This is a genomic window from Parapedobacter lycopersici (assembly GCF_024643285.1).
Classification (GTDB): Bacteria; Bacteroidota; Bacteroidia; order Sphingobacteriales; family Sphingobacteriaceae; genus Parapedobacter; species Parapedobacter lycopersici.
Genome location: NZ_JAMSLW010000003.1, coordinates 29,442 through 53,312 on the forward strand (window position 1 = coordinate 29,442; position 23,871 = coordinate 53,312).

The 23,871-nt window shown below is 45.3% G+C and carries 20 protein-coding genes; 12 read left to right on the plus strand and 8 right to left on the minus strand.

Annotated elements, in window-relative coordinates; all coding sequences use genetic code 11:
- Positions 1–19: 19 nt before the first annotated feature.
- The 6 genes from NEV57_RS06890 to NEV57_RS06915 form a co-directional block, all read right to left on the minus strand.
- A complete protein-coding gene (locus NEV57_RS06890) occupies positions 20–1,684 on the minus strand; it encodes an aminotransferase class V-fold PLP-dependent enzyme (RefSeq protein ID WP_257657575.1) in 1,665 nt (554 codons plus the stop codon).
- Between the two features lie 38 nt (positions 1,685–1,722).
- Entirely contained in the window at positions 1,723–2,691 is a 969-nt protein-coding gene (locus NEV57_RS06895) for a hypothetical protein (protein WP_257657576.1), read from the minus strand.
- Between the two features lie 31 nt (positions 2,692–2,722).
- Entirely contained in the window at positions 2,723–3,652 is a 930-nt protein-coding gene (locus tag NEV57_RS06900; protein WP_257657577.1) for an RraA family protein, read from the minus strand.
- 229 nt (positions 3,653–3,881) lie between these two features.
- Entirely contained in the window at positions 3,882–4,421 is a 540-nt protein-coding gene (locus NEV57_RS06905; protein WP_257657578.1) for a RidA family protein, read from the minus strand.
- Between the two features lie 109 nt (positions 4,422–4,530).
- Complete coding sequence (locus NEV57_RS06910; protein WP_257657579.1) at positions 4,531–5,790, minus strand: amidohydrolase/deacetylase family metallohydrolase; 1,260 nt, start codon at positions 5,788–5,790, stop codon at positions 4,531–4,533.
- A gap of 130 nt (positions 5,791–5,920) precedes the next feature.
- Entirely contained in the window at positions 5,921–7,129 is a 1,209-nt protein-coding gene (locus NEV57_RS06915; protein ID WP_257657580.1) for a selenocysteine synthase, read from the minus strand.
- 326 nt (positions 7,130–7,455) lie between these two features.
- Here NEV57_RS06915 and NEV57_RS06920 point away from each other — a divergent pair, with 326 nt between their 5' ends.
- From NEV57_RS06920 to NEV57_RS06930, 3 genes are all read left to right on the plus strand, one after another.
- A complete protein-coding gene (locus NEV57_RS06920) occupies positions 7,456–7,920 on the plus strand; it encodes a PA2169 family four-helix-bundle protein (RefSeq protein WP_257657581.1) in 465 nt (154 codons plus the stop codon).
- Between the two features lie 118 nt (positions 7,921–8,038).
- A complete protein-coding gene (locus NEV57_RS06925; RefSeq protein WP_257657582.1) occupies positions 8,039–8,524 on the plus strand; it encodes a hypothetical protein in 486 nt (161 codons plus the stop codon).
- A gap of 42 nt (positions 8,525–8,566) precedes the next feature.
- Positions 8,567–9,025 carry a ferritin family protein gene (locus tag NEV57_RS06930; RefSeq protein WP_257657583.1) on the plus strand — a complete coding sequence of 153 codons (459 nt, stop codon included), beginning with the start codon at positions 8,567–8,569 and terminating at the stop codon, positions 9,023–9,025.
- Positions 9,026–9,236: 211 nt separating this feature from the next.
- Here NEV57_RS06930 and NEV57_RS06935 read toward each other — a convergent pair whose 3' ends face one another.
- Positions 9,237–9,416 (minus strand): hypothetical protein, encoded by a 180-nt coding sequence (locus tag NEV57_RS06935; RefSeq protein WP_257657584.1) that lies wholly within the window; start codon positions 9,414–9,416, stop codon positions 9,237–9,239.
- Between the two features lie 314 nt (positions 9,417–9,730).
- Here NEV57_RS06935 and NEV57_RS06940 point away from each other — a divergent pair, with 314 nt between their 5' ends.
- Positions 9,731–11,737, plus strand: a complete 2,007-nt coding sequence (locus NEV57_RS06940; RefSeq protein ID WP_257657585.1) for a sensor histidine kinase — start codon at positions 9,731–9,733, stop codon at positions 11,735–11,737.
- 104 nt (positions 11,738–11,841) lie between these two features.
- Positions 11,842–12,201 carry a response regulator gene (locus NEV57_RS06945; protein WP_257657586.1) on the plus strand — a complete coding sequence of 120 codons (360 nt, stop codon included), beginning with the start codon at positions 11,842–11,844 and terminating at the stop codon, positions 12,199–12,201.
- A 94-nt stretch (positions 12,202–12,295) separates the two neighbouring features.
- Here the strand turns inward: NEV57_RS06945 and NEV57_RS06950 are convergent, their stop codons facing one another.
- Positions 12,296–12,622: a DUF892 family protein gene (locus NEV57_RS06950; protein WP_257658018.1), complete on the minus strand. Its 327-nt coding sequence runs from the start codon at positions 12,620–12,622 to the stop codon at positions 12,296–12,298.
- A 231-nt stretch (positions 12,623–12,853) separates the two neighbouring features.
- On the opposite strand from NEV57_RS06950, the gene NEV57_RS06955 reads away from it, so the two are divergent.
- From NEV57_RS06955 to NEV57_RS06985, 7 genes are all read left to right on the plus strand, one after another.
- On the plus strand, positions 12,854–14,020 hold the full coding sequence (locus tag NEV57_RS06955; protein ID WP_257657587.1) for a baeRF7 domain-containing protein: 1,167 nt from the start codon (positions 12,854–12,856) through the stop codon (positions 14,018–14,020).
- A 140-nt stretch (positions 14,021–14,160) separates the two neighbouring features.
- Positions 14,161–15,351, plus strand: a complete 1,191-nt coding sequence (locus NEV57_RS06960; protein ID WP_257657588.1) for a phospholipase D-like domain-containing protein — start codon at positions 14,161–14,163, stop codon at positions 15,349–15,351.
- A gap of 383 nt (positions 15,352–15,734) precedes the next feature.
- The gene (locus NEV57_RS06965; protein WP_257657589.1) at positions 15,735–16,274 is read left to right on the plus strand and encodes an RNA polymerase sigma factor; all 540 of its coding nucleotides are present in this window, start codon (positions 15,735–15,737) and stop codon (positions 16,272–16,274) included.
- Between the two features lie 44 nt (positions 16,275–16,318).
- A complete protein-coding gene (locus NEV57_RS06970) occupies positions 16,319–17,521 on the plus strand; it encodes a FecR family protein (protein WP_257657590.1) in 1,203 nt (400 codons plus the stop codon).
- 216 nt (positions 17,522–17,737) lie between these two features.
- Complete coding sequence (locus tag NEV57_RS06975) at positions 17,738–21,052, plus strand: TonB-dependent receptor (protein WP_257657591.1); 3,315 nt, start codon at positions 17,738–17,740, stop codon at positions 21,050–21,052.
- A gap of 28 nt (positions 21,053–21,080) precedes the next feature.
- Positions 21,081–22,532, plus strand: a complete 1,452-nt coding sequence (locus NEV57_RS06980; protein ID WP_257657592.1) for a RagB/SusD family nutrient uptake outer membrane protein — start codon at positions 21,081–21,083, stop codon at positions 22,530–22,532.
- A 16-nt stretch (positions 22,533–22,548) separates the two neighbouring features.
- A complete protein-coding gene (locus NEV57_RS06985) occupies positions 22,549–23,841 on the plus strand; it encodes an amidohydrolase/deacetylase family metallohydrolase (RefSeq protein ID WP_257657593.1) in 1,293 nt (430 codons plus the stop codon).
- Positions 23,842–23,871 lie beyond the last annotated feature (30 nt).

A 23,871-nucleotide genomic window follows, 5' to 3' on the forward strand; every position in this document is an offset into this window, starting at 1 on the left:
TTATACATAAATCCATTATCTAGGTAGCCAGCGGAGGGCCTACCGGGATTTTGATCGAACGACGGTTTTCTGTCGTATATTCCACTTTTTTCGCTGCAAAAGTACATTCAAGATACTCGCCCATGTGTAACCTGCCGGTCATTTGATCACCATCGTTTCCGGATAAGGTGCCTGAAAATGAAAACACGAGATTGTCTCCGGGTACGCGGTACGCACTTTGGAATTTCACTTCATTTCCTTCTACTGAGCCTACTAAGTCGCGGGTATAGAAGTCTCCCTGGTGTACACCGGTTACCCAGTTGTCTTGTTGCTCGATGTAAAAATTATGTACGCTTTCGCTGTTCGCAAATTTGATGTTTACTTCCCAGCGGCCAGTAATGTCATGAGCTGCCGCCACGGGTGTTGTTGACTTGGGCGTTCTTTTCTGCGAAAGCACTTCATACAACCGATCTGCAACAATCTTATCATTTCCATCCTGCATTTGGAATGCCGTGATCGAAACACCTGTCATCCCGTTTTCACCTCTTGATCCACCTAGGGCAATTCTTGGCCTTGCATGAACCATCTCGTCAACAATTTCATCGCCTGTTACATGCAATGCATTCGGATCCCAGGTAATGGATAATGAGGGGCTGTGATTTGACAGTCGGTTGGGTTCGCGTACCTCTGTTTTAATGCCCGGAATGGTAGATATCCGTTTGTTAATGGTGTCCAGCCAGGAAAGCCATTTTTGCCATACCGCTTTGTGATCCCGTTCAAGCCACGCCTCTACAGCCGTTACCATACCCATCGTCTCTTCCCGTCCAACTTTATCGTTGCGTCCGATACCGTGGTGTGGTGCACTGGCCTGCCAAGCTGCCTGTAAAATACTCTTCTTGCCCAGTAAGAGTCCTGCGCCCTGTGGGCCACACATTACCTTACCGCCGCTATATGCCACTACATCTGCTCCATCGGCCAAATGCACGTTGGGGACGGTGAGGTCCTCGGCGGCAGCGTCCACTAAAATCGGAACATTATGCGGCTTGGCTATAGCAGCGATTGCGCGCGTGGAAAGCGGACCTTCCTCGCTTTGACCTCCGGACATGAGGTAGATCATCGCTGTACGGTTGCTGATTGCATTTTTTAATTCTTCAGCTGTTTCCACCGTAATAATCGTAGCGCCAGTATTGCGGATGGCATGGTCATAAACGTTACGGGCGTAACGCGGAATAATAACCTCGGTTTTTTCAAATCCGGCAACATTGGGCAAACGGATTAACTTTTCGGGGTTTCCGCCGGTTAAGCAGGCGACCGTTACGTGTTTCATTCCGGCCGCGCAGCCTGAGGATACCATGCCCCACTCGGCACCGGTAATTTTTGCCAGGTGCTGTCCTACACCGGCCGCCAATTCATCGTATTGTACAAAATTGTCAGCGGCAGCATGCACTGCGGCTTTTACTTCCGGCAACTCCACAGATCCGCCAATAATGGTAAATGTTCCACGGCAGTTAATAATAGGTTCAACACCTATTGCACGGAACACTTCCGCACTTGCCTCAGCACCAGTCTGATTTGCACTGGCCAAAGCACCAAGTACGCCTGTTTTACTAGTGCTCGCAGTCGTTGCGCCCTGCGCCAGAGCGGAGCCGTAGACTCCGGCAAGGGGTAAGAGGCTTAGCCCCTTAATCACATCTCTTCGTTTCATCCGATTATTTAATTAGTATAGTAGTTAAAAGATTAGTGTTATTGTTTCGTGGTAAAAAAATCGTAATTAATGGTCCAGTGGAGTGTCTCGTCCGGATTAACGCGGATGGAAATGTAAGGTTCCGGACAAATGGTGTTTGGGCTCGCCCAGAAGTTAAGTTTAGCTATCGGCTGGTCGCTGGTTACCGTCACACCTGCGCCGGTAACGCTATTCTTGATGTCGAAACGGTAATCCGTTGGTTCCGCCGTAAAACCGGTAACGCCGCCAAAAAAGGAAGATCCTCCTTTGGTAATTTCACGGTTAAAGACAAACCGATTATCTTCGATGGTCGCAAAATCACCGGCATTTGGTTCTCCGGTAAGCGGATAGGGGAATTCAACGGTATATTCGGGTCCGATCTTCCGGTTATCCATCACAAAGAAATTGTGATTGTATGTTTCAGTTTCCATCGTCTTCTGGCCGAGATTCTTAAGCTCATGGGTGAGCAGGAGCCGCGGTGCATTGTTTGCCAGTTGGACCGTTTTTTTATACACATAGGGATAATCCTTGTCCGTTAACCGATGAATAAATTCGACCCGGTCTTTCTGCGCATGGACTTCCCATGTTCCATGGTCAACAATTTCATACTGACGACTAAAGGAATAAGGCTTATCATCGGGCTTACGTACCCGGCCAACTCCGATTTTTACGAAAGTTTCACCTGGTTTTGCTTCGTTATAACCCAGTGGTTCGAAATACTCTGCCGGACCGGTAATGGCATCATGCGCCATTGGATCGTGATCACGCCAGGGTCCGAAATAATCATGCCCTTTATAATTTAATGTGTTAATGACACCGGCCCAATCAAACCGCGACCCACGGTAATAGCCATTTTGTTGATCGGGCAAATACAGGCGTGCCTCGATGATACCATTGGAAATTGTTGTTTCAGGAGGTGATACCTGCATCATTGCAGCAGTAACTATGGCGAATGCTGCTAACAGCCCGATGCTTAACTTTTTTAACATGGCATTTATATTCCGTTGTCCGAATAGCCGGTTACCAAGTCCTCTTTTCCATTAACTTATCAAGTTCTTCCCGTGTCATTTTGCCTTCCGAAGGGTTTTCTTTCAACCATTGGAGAAAGGCTTCCTTGATTTCGTCGGTCCACTGGCTATCGATCTGTCCGGTTGTGAAGCGGCCATTACGGATCACCTCAAAACCAAAGTTGTCGCGAAGGACGATAAACTCAGCCGTCAGTACAACCTCTTCCGCTAAGTGTGCGGGAATGAACAGTACCCCTTCGCGCTCAGCCAAAACCAGGTCGCCTGGCATCACAATGGCTTTCCCGATGCGGGTTGGCGTATTAAGCCCCATCAATACAGATTCTTCCAGGAACGAAGGGTGGAAGTCACGGACAAAGGCATTAAACCCATCTATTTGCAATAACCCCTGTAAATCACGTGCACCTCCATTAAAAATAACGCCATTGCCGGATTTATTAAATATGGAATTACCGAGCGTCTGACCAATCAATGTGCCACCGGCAACTTTTCCAAAGCCGTCGGCAACATACACGTCACCCTTTTGCAGCATGTCAATCGGCCAAGCATTGGAGGCTCCGATGTAACCCTGTTTATGGCCACGCTCGAGGATGCTTTTCTCGATATCCGGTCGCTTAGGCATAAAGGTTGCCGTCAATGCCCGGCCTACAACGGTTACATCGTCATGTACCAATTTCCAGCCATCTTCGAATTGATTGTTATATCCCATGTTACGCAAAATAGTCCATGCATCGTCAAGACCAATCGCTTTGGCGCGTTCCACGATGTTGTCCGGAATTTTAGGACGGCCATCCTCAAAACGCTCGCCTTTCCATTCTGACGTCAGGAAAACCAATTCCTCTTTGGAAATGGTTTGGGCTGATAAGCCGATAGGTAGGATTAAACAAAATAGGTACGCACAGAGTAAATACGAAAAACGCTTCATTGCTTCTTATTCTTATAAATTAATTTAACGATAACAGTTCAAAGTTCAACAGGCTTTTGCCAGGTGTATTTTTTATTGGGACGATGCAGTTAACGGGTTGCCCGGAAACTTCTATTACTTCCCCGTAATAATGGAAGTAACCAATTTTACATCAATAATAGGTAAGCAAATTAGTATATAGTTAATTGTAATGCAATTATTACGATATAAAATATACGAATATGATTGCTTAATCCTTTAATTCGACAATCATTTCGATTTCAACGGGAATGCCCGAAGGCAACGATGAGAGTCCCACTGACGAGCGCGCATGCTTGCCGGATTCCCCAAAGACTTCCACCATCAAATCAGAAAAGCCATTGATAACCTGTGAGTGTCGTTCGAAATCGGGAGTCGCATTGACCATCCCTAGCACTTTAACGATACGTTTAACTCTGTTCAGGTCGCCAATTTCGCGTTTTAAGGACGAGAGGAGGGAGATGCCAACTAAACGGGCAGCCGCAGTTCCTTCTTCTACCGTCAGATCAGCACCAAGTTTTCCGATAACCTGCCCTCCTTCGGGTTTGTCAGGGCCATGTCCGGATAAGTAAACATAATTTCCCGACTGAACAGCTTTTAAGTAGTTTGCCGTGGGTGGATTGCCTTGGATGAGCTTGATGCCCAATTCCGCTAAACGCGCCTCTGCATCGGTCGCTCCCTGCCCCCTTACTGTGGCAGCAAATAATAGACAAATCATGGTAAAAGAGATGGAATGAAACAGTTTGGTCATGTTAAGTAACTTTAATTTGAGTTAACGGATAAACGCAATTGTCCGCCATACGATCCCCCGATGACTTTATTGGCATCCGTTGGGCGGCATGGCGGACAGCGCAGTTCAATTATCTTCTTACGTAAATGGGATCGGCAATACCGTTCAGGTCATAAACGATCCGGCCGCCCCGTATAGTCATTTCGCATTCGAATTTACGATCTCCTTCCATTTTGTATCCGGTCTTGTCGTAAAATCCGAAATTGCCTTCTCGCATAGTTAAAATGGCGATGTCAGCTTCGGAGCCCTCAGAAAGGTTGCCCAGTTCCTGGCGTTTGATAATGGTGGCAGGTTTCCAGGTGCTGGCCTCGATCACGTCGGCAAGCGGCATGCCCATATTCAGGAATTTAGACATAACACTGAGCTGGTCTTTCATCGAGCTGTTCATGCTTCCGGTATGGAGGTCTGTACTGATGGCGTCTGGATAAAAACCCTCCTTAATGGCCGGAATAGCCTGTGAATAATTAAAGCTTGCTCCTCCATAGCCGACTTCAAAATTAATTCCCCGTTTGCGGGCTTCCCAAACAAACGGTTTTACTTTGCCTGTTGCTTCGTCCACGATCGTTTCGCGGACATTGCCTGGCAACAGCGTGTAGGTATGGGCAAAAATATCACCCGGACGCAGACGTTTCATGAACAATTCTTCAATGGACAATGGCGGTGTTGATCCCCCGAAGTCAATGAGTACGGGTAGGTCTGCTTGGCGGCCGGCTTCTGTTACACGTTCGATTCCGGTCCAGTCGTGGCCGTCGTAATGCGCTAATTTAAATCCGACAATGTAATTGCGGTTTGCACTCGCCGTCTGCGCAGCCAGTTTGGGATCCATATCATTGGTACTCTGTTCGTAAGCTCCGCCCCGCATGCCTTCACCGACAATATTCAGGAAAGAAAGGACACGTGTTTGTGCCTGGTCGATGATGTTTTCTTTAAACATCCGGAAAGATTTCCAGCCTGCGCCGCCGGCATCAACAATCGTGGTTACGCCTACACGGAACGTAAAGCCATCTGGCACGACTGCCACACTGCCGTTGCTGAGATAGTTTGATCGGTCGGTACCGTAAAATACGTGACCGTGAATATCGATAAGCCCGGGAGTAATGTACATGCCATCAGCATGGACAACCTGTTTGGCGCCGGTAGCGGAAATGTCTTTTGCAACCCGTGCAATCTTTCCATCGAGTACCGCTACATCCATCGGACCATCAATACCGTTTTTCGGATCGATCACATGGCCTCCCTTGATCACCAGGTCATACGACTGTTGCGCGAAACCGGTAGTGGCTGCAAATAGTAAGAGGCAAAAAGTTAAAATACGCATTATAAATTTCATGTAAAGTTATACGATAAAACGAGGGCCTTCGAAATGATGTGATCTTTTCGGATACCCTCGTTTACTAAGAAAAGTTGTGTTCAATAATTTGAAAATTAGGCTCACCTATAAATTATTGTCGTTTTAAGACTTAAACGGCTGCCGAAAACTCCTCATGCAGTCGGTTAGCCACAATTTCAGCTTCCCCTGGTTCCAACATAAAAACCGTGAGGTTTACACCGTCACCATTCCGCATTACTTCAATTGACGGGTTGCCATTACGGAGTTTTTCCGATAAATCTCTGTTGGTTATTTTTACCCGATTATCCCATGTAATAGTCAGTGTGGGGGTGTGGTTGGCTATTGGTGGAACGGTAACCTGCGTGCTTACTCCCGCCACCTGTTTCACCGCACTTTCGATGGTAGCTACTCGCTTTTCCCATTCCTTCCATTCCGCCTCATGATCGGTATTGACATATTTTTCCAGGGCTACATACATACCCAGGATTTCTTCTTTGTTGACTTTCATACCCCGGCCGATGTTTCCGCCACGGGGAGGCGCATTCAGCCTTGCAGCAGCAATAAGATCTTTTCTGCCAAGGAGTAGCCCCGCGCTTTGTGGTCCTTTTAACGCTTTTCCGCCGGAGATGCAGACAAGGTCAAAGCCCATGTCATTGTATTTCCAAAGGTTTTCTACGGGTGGAATGTCCGCCGCAATATCGATAATGGTCGGTATACCATGTTTTTTGGCTACAGCCAACCACTCCTCGTGGAGGATTTTGCCATGCATTGTGCTTTCATTCAGGAAATACATTAATGCGGTTTTACTGTTGACAGCCCGCTCCAGTTCCGCGCTTGTTTCAACCACCACCGGTTTAATGCCTGTATTGGTTAATGCGTGGATGTAACCGTGGTTGTGGCCTTTTTGTAGGATTACTTCATTTTTCTCCAAATTGCTTACGTCCGGAAGCTGTGCAATCTTTTCTTGGTCAGTCCCGGTCAATACGCCGGCAGTTCCCAGCACCAGAGCAGACCAGCATCCCGCGGTCACCATCGCAGCTTCCGAATGGCATATGGCGGCAATCTTTTCACCCACCTTGTCCTGGACTTCATCTAACATGACAAATTTCCGTGAACTAGTCTGGATGGCCTGAATTACTTCGGGTTGCATTAAAGATGCGGTCATTGCCGTATACGTACCCGCAGCATTAATGAATGAACGTATACCGAGTTCTTCCACTAGGCCACGTGCCCGAGCCGCTGCAATTGCTTCGGGTGCTGCAGCTTTCGCCGTTGTAGCTACTATGCCGCCAGCCAACGGAGTCACTGATAAATACTTGAGTGCTTCTCTCCTTTTCATATTTTGAAAGTTAGAATTAATTAGATAGTTAGAACTTTTTGAATAACCAAAGTTACTATTTTTTGAAAACTTTCCTAATATAAAGGTGGGGTATAACGGGGTTTTTAACGTTACCGGTCTTGGATGTAGAACGGGGTGTCAAAGGGGGACTGGAGCAGCTGATGCCGAAAGCAACCGCCCCGGATCCTAGTGCGACGGTCCCGATCAGTCCTTCTCTATTTTGAAATTTTTCAAACAATAAATTACGTGGATTGTCAACATCATAAACGTGTGGCGGATGCCCCGTTGATCACTTGAAAATTTTAATTATCAAAAAGAAGATAATCATGGAAGACTTAAAGAAAACTGCTGAGGTGTTGAACGATCTTATTAAAATCAACAACGATCGCGTAGAGGGATATCAGCGGGCAATAACTGAATTGCCGGAAATCAATGCCGACCTGAAAGGCCTGTTCACCCGTTTTGTTGAACAAAGCGAAGGATTAAAAGCGGAACTACAGCAACATATCAGTGCGTGGGATGGTAAGGTCGATGCGCAGACTACTATGTCAGGCAAGATTTACCGCGCCTGGATGGATATCAAAGCGGCATTGGCGTCCGACGACCGTAAGGCTATCTTAGAAAGTTGCGAATATGGAGAGGACGCTGCCCAAAAAGCATATCGGCAGGCTGAACAGGAAGAAGGGATTTCTCCGGCTGCACGTGCCTTAATTACGAACCAGAAAATACAGCTACTTGCTTCACACGATCAGGTAAAGGAATTGCGTGATCGGGAACGGGAAGAAGCATAATGTGGATACGCCCCGGTCACTTAATAGTTATACCGGTGATGCAGGCAGCAGTCTTAGCAAGGGTAACAGTAGCCGAGAATCTAATCACACTACCATACAATATCATATCTACCATATCATGGAAAACCTAAAAAAAGTTGCCGAATGTCTATATGACTTGATAGACTTTCATAAAGAACGGATCAACGGCTACAGGAAAGCATTGAATATGCTTGGGAACGGGGAGCAATGCCTCGAAACCCTGTTCAATGCATTTATCAAACAAAGTGAAAATATGAAAGTGGAATTGGATAATATGGCCACTCATTGCGGTATAGTCCTGCATCTGCATTCCGAACAATTTGGACTGGCTTGGTCCGTGGTGAAAGCAGTGTTCGACAGCCGTATGCCCACTTATTCGTTGGATCGTTGTAAATCTGGTGAAAATGCCCTACTAATTGCCTATCACGGTGTAGAAGGAAGTGAAGGCTTAGATGTAGAACTTAGGGAACTGGTTAAAAGGCAAAAGCGGGAAATTATTGCAGCGCGTGATTGGATTGCCCATTTTGAAAACTTTCTCCTGGAGTCGCCCAAACAGGATCAACCATTGGCCGCTGTTTCTTAGAGAAAGATTTATAATCGATTGTAAACTTAGCGCACGACAACTATGGAACATTCGCCAAAAACTCCGTCACTGCTTAACGATCTCATTGAGGTGAATGGATGGCGTATTTTGAGTTATCAAGCGGTATTGGCAGAAGCCCGTGTACACTCGCCTGCTGAACAGGACGTTTTTGAGGAAATTGTTTTCCAGGGGCAGCATCTTCAGCATGAATTGGAGGCTGAGCTGGTTTCGCTGACGCGGGATCTGCCCCACCGGGGAAATCCGGATGGTCGGGTGCTGAAAGTTTGGAGTGCGGTAACCTCGTTCCTTAGGGGCAGGAAGGCTATGACCATCGGAGAACTGTTCGATCGGGGAGAGCGTGCGTTGTTGAAAATATATCAATACGTGGAGAAACAGCTGGACGGCCCTAAAAGCACAAAAAAGCTAATTGCACAGCAAAAAGAGGAATTGAAAGCTTTTTATAAACGATACAGGTCCTTATACCTGCATCAGCCGGTGTAGTCTGTAACCGGTCAAGTAATGGCGCCATCAAAACTCAATCATTATCATTCAATGAATAATTATTCGGTTTCCATTTGGATATGGGGGCACCAGCTGCGTTAACTCATGGCATATAAAGCCACTTCCATTCCTGTTTCGCCTGCCAATTTCAGGCGGATCAAAACGGAAACAGGATAGCACGCAACGAAAGGATAATGCAAATACGGGTCGGCTACATGGTATCCGTTTCCATGTCAGTCGTATCCATTGGATACACGCTATCGCGGGGCATGGTTTGCTGATCATAGTCCGCCGTATCCATTTGATTACCGTCGTTGTTTTTCCCGGTTCCGCAGGATGCAGCAAGGATGCTGAAACCCACTATGAATAAACTTATTTTTCCTAAATTCATAACGATATGTGTTTGTATATCATCATTCCTGAGAAAAACGAGCCAAAAACGTTGCAGATGATGGATTAATATTCTTTTAGGCAATTAATATGCTTAATGGACGTTTGTCATTTTACGAACGCGGCATGTCGGGTTTACCAATGTGCAGCATACCATACGAAAAATATAAGATCGTATACAATAAATTCAGTTAACTGTACAGCGGGCGGAAGCACATTTTATTAGGAGATTGTTGAGGATATTATTATAAATTTGTATTTATCGTAACATCCCGAATTTCGAAAGGGCTGTGCCAATTAGGAGCGACCGATTATATGAAAGATTTGTTTCCACGGGTCACTGACCGGGTATTCAAAGAAATGTTTTTGGCTTCGCCTCTGGCTGGCTATATCTGTGATAAAGCAGGTGTCTTATTGGTTTATAACGATGCCGCGGTAGCGTTGTGGGGGCGCAAACCTGAAATTGGTTTGGAAAAATGGAGTGGTGCGTTGGCCAGCTATTATGCCGACGGCAGGCCAATGTCATTGGAAGCTTTCCCTGTGGCCCGGCAGTCCGAAGCCGACGTCACGAGTGATAACGAAGTAATTATTGAGCAACCAAACGGCGTACGGCGGAACGTGTTAGTTTATTCTCGGGTCCTGCTGGATGAAAAAAGCGAAGTAATCGGTTCGCATAATACGCTCATTGATATCACGGCATATAAACAGCAGGATAGCAGACAAGCATTGCTGTCCGCTATTGTCGAGTCCTCTGACGATGCCATTGTAAGTAAGGATCTTAACGGTAACATTATGAGCTGGAATGCAGGGGCGCAGCGCATATTTGGTTATCATGAGACTGAAATTATTGGCAAGTCCATTAACACACTTATACCATCCCGTCTGTACTGGGAAGAGGAACACATCATCCAACAAGTGAAGGCTGGAAAAAATGTCGACCATTATCAAACCGTCCGTCTCACAAAGTCAGGACATGAAATTCCAATATCATTGACAATATCGCCTATGCGTAATGGCGCAGGGCAGATCATCGGGGCTTCCAAGATTGCAAGAGAAATTTCAGAACAGATTCGAAACGAACAGCTGATGAAATTGAATGCACGGAAATTGGAAACGTTATACTCCATCGGTAAGGTGATTTCGGAAAAATTGGATGTGAAATTTATCATTCAGACCGTTATTGAAACAACTATCCGTGCATCGGTCGCCGATATCGGCATTTGCAGTTATTGGATGAAAGAAGGAGACGGTCGTATAACGCATTCCGTGGCTATAGGAGGGACGGCATGCAATGGAAATATGCTTGAAAACCCTCGCAGGCTCCAGGAATTGCTGCAACATGTTTTTGCGGATCGGAAAATCGTTCGGTTTGATCCGCTTTCAACGAACAAGGATATGTGTACGTTGTTTAATGACCTGACCAAAAGCGATATACTGACAATCAATCATTGCCTGTCCGCGCCGATTTACTCAGCTGATGGCGAGCTCACCGGGGTGATTTTATTGGGATATGTACAACGTGAAGTATACCAGGGTGCCGATGATGAACTGATTTACAATATTGCTTCCCAGGTGGCGGTGGCACTTGAAAATGCCAAATTGTTTGAAGAAGTCAATGCGTTGAACCTCAAAAAAAATGAATTTATTGCCTTAGCCAGTCATGAGCTTAAGACGCCTTTAACAACCGTAAAGGGATATCTTCAGATATTGGAACGGTATGAAATTAATCAAATCGGCCAGCGATTTCTTGGTAAAGCGTTGAAGCAGGTTGATCGTATCGAGGCATTGATTGCAGAGTTACTCGATATTTCTAGAATAGAAGCGGGCAGACTCGATCTTTATTATGAAACGTTTGATATTGGTGAGTTGATACTCGATGTTGTCGAGACTTTTCGCTTCAGCAGCACAACCCATCAAATTATCATGAATGATAATCCTAATATCATGGTTCATGCAGACAAGCAACGCATTGAGCAGGTATTGATCAATCTGCTAAGCAATGCCATTAAATATTCACCTGAATCAGACAAAGTATATGTTGCTGTTGAAACATCGGATGCCGCTGTGACCGTAAAAGTGACCGACGAAGGTATGGGTATGAGTTTAGCGCAACGTGGGAAAATATTCACCCGTTTTTTCCGGATCGAGGGTACGTCCAAAATGCCTGGATTGGGACTTGGGTTATACCTGAGTAAAGAAATCATCAATCGGCATAATGGCCATATTGATGTCGAAAGCGAGCTTGGCAAAGGCGCTACGTTTTATTTCTCAATACCTTATACACAGCAAGATACTGATGCCGTGAAGACGCTTTTCGATTAAAACCGGTGCCTGTGAACCTGTAATGGGTTACAACACTATATAACTTTTATTTAAACTTCGCGTGTTTTATTCCGTCAAAACTACAGCTGAGTAAAAGCTGTACGGTGAAAAAGATAATCCATTTCATTGAGGATGATAAGGCAATTGCTGAACTTATCGCTTTTCTATTGAAGGAAGAGGAATATAATGTCAGTATCTATACGAACACAAAAGTCTATAAAGAACAGCTGTTCAGTGCACTGCCTCATTTACTCATCGTTGATGTGAAGCTTTCCTGCGACGATAGCCTGGAAATGTGCCGGACCTGGAAGCTCGATGAGGTGACCCGTGATATTCCTCTCTTGGTTACCTCTGCTTATGAAGGCAACCGAACCGATGAGCGGATTGTATCGGCTGATTATTTTATGGGCAAACCATTTAGTATAACTGAATTTCTTAACCGGGTGGCTTTACTTCTTAGTTAATTACGGATTAGAGTCAACTTCGCGGAATCCCTTTTGCATCTTTAAAATGATTGAAAGATGCAAAAGAGGGTAAATATGTTGCCAGTGAATTACACTATTGTACAACATTTGCTTGTTCCATGGGGATATCGGTTAGTTTACTGTCTGTTTCCTTTTCTTCGTTGAGTGTTGCACTCAGTATCTCATCGGCTTCTTGATGTTCCATTAATTTGGCATAAGTAACCAAGCACCCATAACTGGCTATTTCATAATGCTCAATTTTTTGGGCGGCGGCAATAAGCGCAGCATCAAGTGCATCCGTGTTTTCAAAATTTTCCATGATTTCTTCAGCTTCTTTTAACAGGCTTTTCATTGCTTCGCACGTTTTTGCTCGTGGCGACATATCGATGGATCGAAATTCCTGCCTCCATAGCGATCTTATCGATCATTGCCGTCCGCGGGTTGATGCGCTGGGATATGGGGGCAGTTTAATTTTTTAAATCAAATTTTACCGGGATGTGTTGTTTTAAATACGACGGTTTATACGCGCACAATAGACAAGTGCACGAAAGACCAGGTTGAACGGTTATTAATAGATAATAGAGAAAGGGGTGAATAGATGAATCTGATGCACTGTCAATCACCCGTGATAATATAAGTTTATTTAATACCTATGGGAATAGGAATAGTAACCAAAGAAGATTTTACAGCACTGGCAACGGAGAAATTACCGGCACCCTGTATATCGATTTATTTGCCTACGCATTCTTCAGGCGTAGAAGTAAATGAAAGACATGACCTTATTGTATTTAAAAATTTGCTGCAGGAAGCAAACCGTGAATTAATCAGCAAGGGAATGCCTTCACACAAAGTGGAAGCGCTGCTGAAGCCGGCAACTGCACTGCTTGGCGACGAGTCTTTTTGGTCAAATTTGTCTGAAGGTCTTGTCGTATTCGTAGCGGACGGATTTTTTAAAACGTTCACGTTGCCCCAACCGGTCAAACAGGAAGTTCATGTCAATGCAGCGTTTCATCTAAGTCCGCTGGTGTCATTCGTTGGAAGCACGGAGTATTTTTATTTGCTTGTTTTCAGTAAAAATGCCGCCGCCTTTTATAAAGGAGATGCGTTTGGATTATGGCCGATGCATATTAGTGGCTTGCCGCAGGGCATGAATGACGTGATTCATTTTGAGGAGAAAAGCGCCCGGAAACTTTTCCGGGGAGGCGGTACGGCAACACCGGGCTCAGGGGCCAGCTTTCATGGACATGGTAGTGGCTTGGCAGATGACCGAGAATATATCATACAATATTTGACCGAGATTGATCAAACGTTGCATACGGAGGTACTTGCTAATGAACGGGCGCCTTTGGTATTGGCTGCAGTCGAATACATGGTCGGTGCCTACCGCCAGGTATCCAGTTATGATTACATTGCCGAGCAGGCGATAATCGGAAACTATGATCATGAAAACGCCGGGTCATTGTTTCAGCGCGTACGGAAAATTATCGCTCCCTATTTTAAAGAGCGAAGTAAACGGGCACTGGATAATTATTATAATCAGCTGGCTACACCACGAACATCCTCGATGCCGGACAGAATTATCCCAGCCAGTTTTTATAAGCAGATTTCAGATCTGTTTGTTGAAAAAGATGCGCACATCTGGGGTTCATTTGATGCACATTCCAATAAGTTGGTCGTTCATCCCGAACGGCAACAGCACGACGAGTGTTTAATAAACTTTGCGGTCGTAAACACGTTGTCGAATGGAGGCGATGTCTATGTCCTTGACACCGAGCAGATGCCCAAAAAGGCAGTTATTGCAGCTGTTATGCGATATTAGGTTGACGTAGGAGCACAGATGAATATATTATGTGACGAAATTATGCACAGGTTATGATTACGCTTTAATTAGAGTCATGGTATCTCATTTTGGAATCACACGAGGATTTAATAGCAGTTTATACCAACAATTGGCGTTTCATGATAGGGAAACACAGTGCGTCCAATGCCGCCTTTACGCCGGATCAAAAGATTAAACTACTTTCAAGTGGCCGGGCCTATTTTGAATTACTCATTCGGTTGATCGAACATGCCCGGGAAAATATTCAATTGCAGGTATACATATACGAACCGGACGAAACCGGTCAGCAGGTAGCCGATGCATTGATACGGGCAGCGAAAAGAAAAGTAAAAGTCTATATGCTGGTAGACGGTTATGGAAGTCAGGGACTAAAACGGAGTTTTTTTAGACAATTCAGAGAGAACGGGGTTCATTTTCGATTTTTTAAACCCCTTTTCAAAAGCAGGGACTTTTATGTGGGTAGACGCATGCACCAAAAAATGTTGGTGGTAGATGCGCAGTATGCGTTGGTTACTGGCATTAATATCGGCGACCGATATAATGACAAGCCAGGACAACCAGCCTGGCTGGATTTTGGCGTTTGTATAGAAGGTGAAATTGCTGCCCTGTTGTGTAACTGGGGTTGGACGACTTGGAGAAATTTTAAGCGAATCAAAAACGCACCCTGTGAACCCTCATTAACTGCTGTCGATTTCGGTTATAATCATATCGGTCACATACGTGTAAGAAGAAATGACTGGGTCCGGCGGAAATACGAAATTTCAGATACTTATAAGGCAATCTTGGGCAAAGCACAAGCAAGGGTAATCATACTCTCAAGCTATTTTCTTCCTGGGCACGCGGTAAGAGAGGATATCAGAGGTGCCCGGCGTCGTGGTGTGCAAGTGGAAGTAATTGTCTGTAGCCGGATGGATGTGCCTTTAGTAAAGGACGCCGAACGGTTCATGTACAGCTGGTTGCTCCGGCAGGGTGTAAAAATTTACGAATATTCAGGTAATATTCTTCATGGCAAGCTAGCTATTTGCGACGATGAGTGGATGACTATTGGATCATTCAACGTAAATGATTTGAGTGCCCGTGCCAGTATTGAATTGAATGTGGATATAAAAAGCAAACCCTTCGTAAGGGAGGTTATCGATCACATGGAATACATTATGGCCAAGAAAGCGATGCGGATAAACGCCGAAGACTTTACCCAGCATAATAGGTTGTGGCATCGCCTGATTCAATGGTTTGCTTTTAAATTTTTGCGCCTTATCTTTTTCCTTGGTACGTTTTACATTAAACAGGAGGATCCGAGGGGAAACTAATTGGTTTAGTCATATTGCCATTTTCATAAAAAATAGCCTCCCATTCACCCATTTTTATTGTTAAGCTGTCTCTGATTAAGAATAAATGCTTTGCTGTTTTTTCAGCATAAGTATATAATATGGATTTGCATGCAACGCCATTCAAGGTGTTGGTGTTACCAATTAATAATAACGTTGCCTAAGTTGTGGAATACCAATATGCACAGGATACGGTGATTCCTGCTAACTATTGGATCAGCAAATTTTATGATGTTATGGTACGAAATGGATCATGTGAGGTCTATGTCAAAAGCATTGGTCTGATATGCTGCATGCTCAAACAGTAACGGTTTTGACCTGTAGTGTATAAGTATAGCTGATAAGTCGATCAAAACGTAATATGTATGAAAAACGACGCCGATAACCTTTTACTGCAACAACTTAAAAGCGGAGATATCACGGCCTACGAAAGCCTGTTTAAGAAATATTATAAACTGCTGAATATTGAGGCCCTGCTTTTACTGGCAGATCAGATGGAAGCGGAAGATCAGGTGCAGTTGCTGTTTATTGAATTATGGAATAAAAAGCTGTACCTCAATATCAGATCATCCGTAAAAGGTTATTTGCGAACGTCCATTCGGAACCGATGCCTGAATGTCATTGAAAAATGGAAAACGGAAGAGCGAAAGCTTGGAAATGCCTTTGCCGCAAATCACGATTGGATCGAAGCAGACCTAGAGGAAGAGCATGAGACGGAACAGGAATTCGATGCGTTTTTGGAGACATTACCACCTCAACGGCTACAGGCCTTTTATCTGGTGTACATCGATAAAAAGCGTTACAAAGATGCTGCAGATGTAATGGGTATCACAATCAATTCCATTAAAACACATTTAAAACTAGCCGTAAAGGATTTGAGACGAAAGTTTATCAACTATCGGTAGGTTCACCCATTTTACAAAATTAAAATGTCTCAACATTAAACTGTATGAAATACCACATTGATCATATACAGGAACTGTTAATTGAAAAATTGGCAGGCACCATAAGCGACCAGGATAATTTACACTTGGATAGCGCATTGGAAAGGGACTATCCGGCGCAATTGTTATGGAAAGCAATGTCTGATCAATTCGAGGCGGTTGAAGGGGAACATTTTTTAAATAACGTAAATGAACACGATGCCTGGCTTCGCATCATACAAAAAATAGGTGAAGACACGCAGGTATCGAGAGCAAATAAAAGAAAGACGTTAATTGGCGGGTTCAACCTGAAACACAAAATAGCTGCCGCCGCCTTGCTGCTCGTCATAAGCATCAGTGGATACCTTTGGTTAAATCCGAATGAACAGCTATTGCCTGCTATCTCCGGAGATCATCGATCTTATCAAGCAGAAAATCCCCATCGGAGCGATCAGGCAGTATTAACCTTGTCAAATGGCGAATCAATTATACTGGATAGTGTGGAAACAGGTGTACTGGTAAAAACAGGAAATATTGAGGTCAGCAAAACGGCTGATGGACAACTGATTTATGAGGTAAGTCCAGGGGAGGTAACCGAAGATCCAGCCGGATTAAATACCATTACGACGCCAACTGGGGGCCAATATCAGATTATGCTGCCAGATGGAAGTACAGTATGGCTTAATACCGCTTCTTCGCTAAAATTCCCCAATGTGTTCCGAGGAGAACGACGCGAAGTAGAGTTGGTTGGAGAAGCATACTTCCAAGTGAAGAAAAATGCTGAAATGCCTTTTATCGTGAAGTCAAAATGGGGTGAAATAGAAGTGCTCGGAACGGGTTTCAATGTGATGGCGTATGATGATGAACCCCAGATGAAAACAACACTGATTGAAGGTTCTGTAAAAGTAAAAGGAAGGGAAACCAGGGTGTTGAAACCGGGCGAGCAGGCGATATCGAATGGACAAAAAACACGCGTTGTGCGAGTGGATGTAAACGAGGCAACGGCTTGGAAAAGCAATATGTTCCAGTTCAATGATACACCGGTTGAATCCGTTATGCGCGAGGCATCACGTTGGTACAATGTGGATGTGATATACAGTGGAAAAATACCTGAGCGGTCTTTTACGGGTAAGATATCACGGGAGGTAAGGATTGACGAGTTCCTGGAAATGATCGGTTACCTGGGGGTTCGCTTTAAAGTAGAAGGGAAGCGGGTTACCGTATTATAACATAAAATAAAAAGCATATGCATATGACTTGACGCAAGCAGAAAAATCTTAAACCTGAAAACCGGGAGTGTTGGTCCACCCCCGGTTATAATTCGGGTTGCAACATTCCAAAAAACCATTGAAATAAGTACTAACCCTTAATGCATCAAATTTATGAATTTTAATGCTAAAGTCAACCCTTTGACCAGGCTCGGACTAATCCATTTTTTATTGACCATGAAACTCACCGCAATTGTTATTATGGTCGCACTTAGCAACGTAAGTGCCAAGAGTTACAGCCAGAGCATCATGCTGAAGATGAAACAGGCATCTGTTAAAGAAGTGCTCCGGGTAATTGAGAACCAGACCGACTTCCATTTTCTGTACGATCAAAAAGATCTTGCAGCAGTTGGACCAATTAGTGTAGACCTCGCCAATGTATCGCTTGAAGCGGCGTTGGATGCCTGTTTCCGTGAACAACCGCTCACGTATCGGATATTTAAAAATACGATCGTCCTGAAGCGTAAAGCCATAGAGGAGCATCAAACTTCTGTTATTCAATCCGTAATTCGCGGAAGGGTTACCGACACCAGGGGTGTTCCGCTCACGGGAGTAAGTGTCCAATTGCAGGGGACAACAACCGGGACGGTTACAGACGACGAGGGTAGGTATACTATTAACGTAAGCAGCCAGGCAGGCACACTTGTGTTTACATACGTAGGCTTTGTTGCGCAGGAAATTGCCATTGGAGGCCGGAGCTCCATAGACGTGCAGTTGGAATCAAGCTCAGAATCACTCAGCGAAATTGTGGTTATTGGCTATGGCACACAGCGGAAGAGTGATTTGACGGGAGCCATTACTTCTGTGTCTTCAGAAGAAATTGAAGGGCAGGCATTTTCAAATGTGAACCAGGCGTTACAGGGCAAAGTAGCAGGAGCCGATATCACATCGACATCCGGCGAACCAGGCGGACCGATACAGGTGCGGATCCGCGGACAGGGTACATTCAATAATTCCGGCCCCCTGTATGTTATTGATGGCGTGCCCATGCCCGGTGATAATATTAATGCAATTAACCCAAATGATATTGCATCTGTCAATATACTTAAAGATGCATCGGCATCTGCAATATACGGTTCCCGTGCGGCCAATGGGGTTATTCTGATTACGACAAAGAAAGGGCAGGCAGGCGAAACCCAACTGAATTATAACGGCTATTATGGTGTCCAGTCGTTTACGGATTATATACCGATGGCCAATTCCCAACAACTTGCCGACGTTGTCAACGAAGCACATATTAATGGGGGCTATCCGTTACAGGCTGCTTTTAATGATCCGGAAGTTTTAAAAACAAATACCGACTGGCAACGGGCCGCTTTTCAGACGGCACCTATGCAGGACCATTCGTTGACGGTGTCTGGCGGTGGTGAAAATGCCCGGTTTTATGTCTCAGGTGGATATTTTAATCAGGACGGCGTTATGGTATTCAGTTCATTGGAGCGATTTTCTGGTCGGGTAAACAGTGAATTTACGATAGGTAAAAAGGAAAAGTTGAAAATTGGAGAGTCGCTAACGTTAAGCCGTTCGAATGGGTTAAACCTGGGACAGGCCAATAACCTGGATTTTGCCTACCTGCTCGGATCTTCTCCAACGATGAAATTATATAAACCGGAGAATATCGGCGGGTATGGTGGACCGAATCCGGCGGAAACCGGTGTAAACAACCGGGAAAATATTGTGGGGAGACGCGACCTTCGACGCAATTACACCTACCGGAATAACCTGCTCGGAAATATTTTCGTTGAGTACAACATCATCCCTTCCTTAAAATACCGACTAAATGCGGGATTAAATACCGGGCTCAACACAAACAAGCTATATGTCGGCATATTTGAAATGGATAACCGTTCCAACAATACGCAAACATTAAACCAGTATAAAAATGAATCAAACGAGTACCTCCTGGAACATACCCTGAATTTTGATAAAGTATTTGCCGAGCATTATTCCGTCTCCTTACTTGCCGGATATACCCAGCAAAATGCGGTGTATAGTAACATGAGTGGTAGTCGCCGCGATGCACCAAGCAACGACCTTCAGGTATTTGATGCCATGACGGGCACATTTACACTGGGGGGCAATGAGGCGGAATGGGCGTTGCGTTCTTTCCTGGGGCGTGCCAATATTACCATATTTGATAAATACCTGTTTACCGCAACGATAAGGCGGGATGGTTCATCCCGATTCGGCAAGGAAAACCAGTATGGTAATTTTCCATCATTTGCGGTTGGCTGGAACGTCGACAAAGAACCTTTCATGGAAGCAGTTCCGGCAATTACCGGTTTAAAATTAAGGGCAAGCTGGGGGCGGCTAGGTAATCAGGAGATCGGTAATTACAGCAATATTACCACCGTAACCACGGCACCGAGGTACTTCTTCGGCGCGGATCAAATTGCGCCGGCCGCAGCGGTCACCGAACTCGGTAATCCGGCGTTACGCTGGGAATCGACAGAGCAAACCAACGTCGGCATTGATTTATCGTTTTTTAATCAGTCATTTACCTTCTCTACGGATTATTGGGTTAAGAATACAGATGGTATTCTGTTGAGGACACCGGTTTCTGTGGTGTCGGGCGTATATCGTGACAACGGAGCCTATGAGAACGCCGCGGGCCTGCGAAACTCAGGTTTCGAATTTTTAGCCGGCTATCATGGGCAGGCCGGAAATGTCAACTTCTGTGTGTCGGCAAACCTTTCAACGGTTAAAAACGAAGTGACCTCTTTAGGAAAGGGATCGGAGATCATTAACCTGGTAGAGAATGTATATCAATTTGGTACGTTTACGCGGACGGCTATCGGGGAACCCATGTCGAGCTTCTATGGCTATGTTATGGAAGGAATTTTCCAGACCCCTGAAGAAATAGCTGCCCACGCAACACAAACCGGAGCAGCGCCGGGAGATGTCATTTTTAAGGACATTGATGGAAATGGTATTATTGACGCCAATGACCGCACGGTAATTGGCGATCCGTTTCCCAATTTTAATTATGGCCTATCTTCCAATATATCCTATAAAAGTTTTGATTTGAACTTCAGTTTCCAGGGAGTGCAGGGAAAACAGCTGTATAATGCACAACGCGCTTATCTGGAAAGTATGCAGGGCGAACACGGGCAAATGGCGACCGTAGTGGAGCGTTGGGCAGGCCCAGGCACTTCGAATACGATGCCAAGGGCAATACGTGGGGGAGCTAACTTAAACTCACGCCCCTCTACGCGTTATGTGGAAGATGCCAGTTATTTAAGACTTCAGAATCTGCAGATCGGATATGTATTGCCTGAAAAAACCCTGAGCTCTGTGGGGGTCAAGCGCTTGCGTACGTATCTCAATACACAAAATTTATTTACGATTACGAAGTATTCGAACTACAGCCCCGATGGCCTCGGCGGATCGGGCTATGGCAATAACGACTTGAACCCGCTTTCAATCGGTGTTGACACCGGGAATTATCCGATACCACGGGTTTTCCAATTCGGGGTGCAAGCAAGTTTTTAACCAGATATCCACTTCAAAACTCATTCACATGAAATATATTAAAATAGCCACTGTTGCATTATCCTTGTTGTTTCTAGCAGGTTGTGACAAAAACTTTCTCGAAAAATCACCACCAGACCGCCTACCGGAGGAAGGGTTTATTAATTCCGCTGATCGGTTGGAATTAGCTGTCAATGGGATCTATCAGCAGCTTCAGGTATCCGATTTATATGGCGACTATTTGCCTAAATTTCTTGGTGTACCCTCGGGAGAAGTATTGCTCTCAAACACGCAGCCGCTGGCGATCAACAATTTTTCATTTGATGCGTCCGACACCTATATGTTGAATATTTATGCAGCATTTTATCAGGGCATAAAAAGGGCCAATACCGTAATTACCGAAGCGCCGGCAGTGGAAATGGATGAAACATTAAAGGCAAGGTATATTGCTGAGGCCAAATTCCTGCGGGGATTTTATTATTGGAATCTCACCAACATGTGGGGCGATGTTATTTTGATCACGGCGCCGGTAGCACATCCTGACGATGTTTTGATTGCTAAATCGCCGCAGGATGAAATCTACGCATTTATTGTAGCGGATCTGAAAGCAGCAATCGAAGACCTTCCACGAGTGACCGAGTACGGCACCAATGACATTGGGCGAGCAAGTAAAGGAGCCGCCCAGTCGTTGCTGGGCAAAGTATACCTCTATATGGAAGATTATGAAAGCGCATTAACCCAGTTTGATGAGGTGATCAAATCAAAAGATTATGACCTAATGGACGAATTTGATCAGGTATGGAACCGGAATTTCGAAAACAATAAAGAATCCATTTTTGAAGTCCAATTTGCCGATATTGGCGGATCCGGAACCAGTACCCGGAACCAATCGCATTTACCGGGCGTCAACGGCGGTACGGGCAGCCATGTCGCCACCCAGTTGATCGTAGATGCATTTGAGCCTAATGATCCCCGTCTGGGTTATTCCATATTCAGGGAAGGTGATGTCTTTGCTCCGGAATTGACCAATTCGAATATTAACCTGGATACCTATAAAGCGGCTTGGTCGGCCACGGGATATAACATCCGGAAGGGGATGGTACCGATCCTTTACCTTCAGGGTGGAGGCGCCAATTACCCGGTTATCCGTTTTGCTGATGTGCTGTTAATGTATGCGGAAGTTGCAAACACACTCAATATGCGGGATGAAGCACGCGAAGCTGTCAACCGTGTCCGTCAGCGCCCCTCTGTAAATATGCCTCCGCTTACGGTAGCACAAACAGGAGATCAGACTGCCATGTTTAATGCGATCGTGCATGAAAGACAGGTGGAACTGGCTTTTGAGAACCACCGGTTCAGTGACCTGAGGAGGTGGGGTCTTGCAGCGCAGGAACTGGGATCGTTGGGTTATTTGTCCAAACACCGGTTTTTCCCACTGCCGCAACTTGAGGTTGATATCAACCGACAGTTAAAGCAAAACCCCGATTGGCTATCCGAATAATCAATTAACCCGTATAATGATGAAATGTACACGAAAAACAGCAACGATTATAAAAACGATCAGCCTGCTCAGTGCGCTGTTTGTTTTATGTATATCGGTAAGCATGGCCCAGGAGTTTGATGTCCTGTTAAAAGGTGGGCATGTTATCGATCCGAAGAATCAGATTGACGGGCCGATGGACATTGCCATTACCGGAGATAAGATTGCCCGCGTAGCACCGGATATTCCGGCTGCTCAGGCGAAGAAGGTGGTGAACGTGAAGGGGCTCTACGTGACCCCGGGTATTATCGATATGCATACCCACGTGTTTCATGGAACAAGTGAAGCCCGGTTTACGGGGTTTCAGATCACAAACGGCTTTGGCAGTGTTATCCCCGATGATTTTACTTTTCGGTCCGGTGTTACCACGGTTGTTGATGCAGGCTCATCGGGTTGGCGTGATTTCCACTTATTCAAAAAGCAAACGGTTGACAATTCCAGAACCCGTGTATTGGCATTTATAAGCATTGCAGGGCACGGCATGCTGGGTACCGTACACGCACAGGACGTAACCGATATGAATCCGGTGGCCACAGCTTTCGTGATGAATGAATACCCTGATATCATCGTTGGTATTAAAGCACATCATTACCAAGGGCATGACTTTATACCGGTAGACCGGGCCGTGGAGGCGGGGAAACTTACCAGTAAACCTGTTATGGTCGATTTTGGTGGAACAAAGCCTGCGTTGTCGATTAAATCGCTTTTCATGGAGCACTTACGTCCCGGTGATATTTTTACCCATACTTATGCGTATTCGTTACCGGGTAGAGAATCTGTGGTCGATGAAAACGATCAGGTAAAACCTTTTGTGTTTGAAGCGCAAAAAAGTGGGCGGATCTTTGACGTGGGACATGGTGCCGGTGCTTTTCGATGGCATGTAGCGATCAATTCAGTACAACAGGGATTTTTACCCAATACAATTAGTACGGATCTATATGCAGCAAGTCGGAATGCAGGAATGAAGGATATGGCAAACGTCATGTCTAAATTCCTGGCCATGGGCCTGACTGTCCAGGAGGTTATTCTGCGTTCGACCTGGAATCCAGCCAATGTGATCCAGCATCCGGAGTTAGGCCACTTAAGTGAAGGAGCTGGTGCGGATATCGCTGTTTTCAATGTCAGGAAAGGGAATTTCGGTTTTATGGATGCACGGGGCGCTGTGCTGAATGGTACTGAAAAATTCGAAGCCGAATTGACCGTCCGTGCCGGCAATATTGTATGGGATCTCAATGGAATTAGCGGCGAACACTGGAATAAAGCTGATTGATAAATAAGGGTTGGGAGTGTGTGTAAGCTG

Excerpts from the sequence above, each read along its gene's own strand:
- NEV57_RS06905 (WP_257657578.1), bottom strand. The coding sequence starts at position 4,421 with ATGACCAAACTGTTTCATTCCATCTCTTTTACCATGATTTGTCTATTA.
- NEV57_RS06895 (WP_257657576.1), bottom strand. The coding sequence starts at position 2,691 with ATGTTAAAAAAGTTAAGCATCGGGCTGTTAGCAGCATTCGCCATAGTT.
- NEV57_RS06900 (WP_257657577.1), bottom strand. The coding sequence starts at position 3,652 with ATGAAGCGTTTTTCGTATTTACTCTGTGCGTACCTATTTTGTTTAATC.
- NEV57_RS06960 (WP_257657588.1), top strand. The coding sequence starts at position 14,161 with ATGATAGGGAAACACAGTGCGTCCAATGCCGCCTTTACGCCGGATCAA.
- NEV57_RS06935 (WP_257657584.1), bottom strand. The coding sequence starts at position 9,416 with ATGAATTTAGGAAAAATAAGTTTATTCATAGTGGGTTTCAGCATCCTT.
- NEV57_RS06925 (WP_257657582.1), top strand. The coding sequence starts at position 8,039 with ATGGAAAACCTAAAAAAAGTTGCCGAATGTCTATATGACTTGATAGAC.
- NEV57_RS06965 (WP_257657589.1), top strand. The coding sequence starts at position 15,735 with ATGAAAAACGACGCCGATAACCTTTTACTGCAACAACTTAAAAGCGGA.
- NEV57_RS06920 (WP_257657581.1), top strand. The coding sequence starts at position 7,456 with ATGGAAGACTTAAAGAAAACTGCTGAGGTGTTGAACGATCTTATTAAA.
- NEV57_RS06980 (WP_257657592.1), top strand. The coding sequence starts at position 21,081 with ATGAAATATATTAAAATAGCCACTGTTGCATTATCCTTGTTGTTTCTA.
- NEV57_RS06930 (WP_257657583.1), top strand. The coding sequence starts at position 8,567 with ATGGAACATTCGCCAAAAACTCCGTCACTGCTTAACGATCTCATTGAG.
- NEV57_RS06985 (WP_257657593.1), top strand. The coding sequence starts at position 22,549 with ATGATGAAATGTACACGAAAAACAGCAACGATTATAAAAACGATCAGC.
- NEV57_RS06940 (WP_257657585.1), top strand. The coding sequence starts at position 9,731 with ATGAAAGATTTGTTTCCACGGGTCACTGACCGGGTATTCAAAGAAATG.
- NEV57_RS06915 (WP_257657580.1), bottom strand. The coding sequence starts at position 7,129 with ATGAAAAGGAGAGAAGCACTCAAGTATTTATCAGTGACTCCGTTGGCT.
- NEV57_RS06970 (WP_257657590.1), top strand. The coding sequence starts at position 16,319 with ATGAAATACCACATTGATCATATACAGGAACTGTTAATTGAAAAATTG.
- NEV57_RS06975 (WP_257657591.1), top strand. The coding sequence starts at position 17,738 with ATGAAACTCACCGCAATTGTTATTATGGTCGCACTTAGCAACGTAAGT.
- NEV57_RS06910 (WP_257657579.1), bottom strand. The coding sequence starts at position 5,790 with ATGAAATTTATAATGCGTATTTTAACTTTTTGCCTCTTACTATTTGCA.
- NEV57_RS06955 (WP_257657587.1), top strand. The coding sequence starts at position 12,854 with ATGGGAATAGGAATAGTAACCAAAGAAGATTTTACAGCACTGGCAACG.
- NEV57_RS06890 (WP_257657575.1), bottom strand. The coding sequence starts at position 1,684 with ATGAAACGAAGAGATGTGATTAAGGGGCTAAGCCTCTTACCCCTTGCC.